The 1,225-nt window shown below is 49.8% G+C and carries 1 protein-coding gene; it reads left to right on the top strand.

The features are described 5' to 3' along the window. Positions 1-1,225, top strand: a 1,225-nt coding sequence (locus QT994_RS27125) for a tetratricopeptide repeat protein (RefSeq protein WP_333180167.1), incomplete at both ends; no start/stop codon positions are given.

The following is a 1,225-nucleotide window of genomic DNA, read 5'->3' as shown; positions in this document are numbered from 1 at the left end:
CTTACCACTCTCTGGGCAACTATGCTAAAGCCATTGAGTATGCACAGCAGTGGTTAGCCCTCGCCCGCGAAATTAAGGATCGCAAAGATGAGGGTTTGGCACTGGTCATTTTGGGAGCCGCTTACCACTCTCTGGGCAACCATACTAAAGCCATTGAGTATGCACAGCAGTGGTTAGCCATCGCCCGCGAAATGAAAAACCGCTTTGGGGAAAAGGCAGCACTGGGCATTTTGGGAATTGCTTACAACTCTCTCGGCAACTATGCCAAAGCCATTGAGTATTCACAGCAGTGGTTAGCCATTGCCCGCTCCATTAAAGACCGTGAAGGAGAAGGGGTGGCACTGGGCCTTTTGGGAATCGCTTACCAATTTCTGGGCAACTATACTCAAGCCATTGAGTATTTAGATCTCAGTTTAGCCATCGCCCGCGAAATTAAAAACCGCCAAGGGGAAGGGAATGCACTGGGGAATTTGGGAACCGCTTACCGGTTTCTGGGCAACTATGCTCGATCCATTGAGTATGCACAGCTCAGTTTAGCCATCTTCCGCGAAATTAAAGACCGCAAAGAGGAGGGGAATGCACTGGGGAATTTGGGAACCGCTTACCTGTATCTGGACAACTACGCTAAAGCCATTGAGTATTTACAGCTCAGTTTAGCCATCGCCCGCGAAATTAAAAACCGCCAAGGGGAAGGGAATGTACTGGGGAATTTGGGAATCGCTTACCTTAATCTGGGCAACTCGGCCAAAGCCATTGAGTATGCACAGCAGACTTTAGCCATCGCCCGCGAAATTAAGAATAGCCTTGGGGAAGGTGGGGCGCTCCACAACCTTGGAGCAGCGTTCTTAAAGGCGGGCAACCTAACAGAAGCTGACAAGATGCTCGTGAATGCCATTCAAGTTTGGGAATTGATGCGTCAAATGCTCGGTTCCAACGACGCGAATAAAGTCTCCATCTTTGAAGGACAAGCTCGGACTTATCGAACTTTACAACAAGTCCGAGTGGCTCAGAATAACCCGATCGCTGCCTTAGAAATTGCCGAACGGGGACGTGCTCGTGCCTTTGTCGATCTCCTGACAGAACGCTTATCGTCAGGTTCTACTCCGCTAATCACCGCTGCTCCCGATCCAGATCGCATCCGCCAAATCGCCAAATCACAGAAGGCCACTTTGGTTCAGTATTCGATCGTCTATGACGACTTCCAGATTCAGGGAAAAAGCGAATC

The organism is Microcoleus sp. S13_B4 (assembly GCF_036700885.1).
Taxonomy (GTDB): domain Bacteria; phylum Cyanobacteriota; class Cyanobacteriia; order Cyanobacteriales; family Microcoleaceae; genus Microcoleus.
This window is presented reverse-complemented; position numbering and strand designations above follow the sequence as displayed.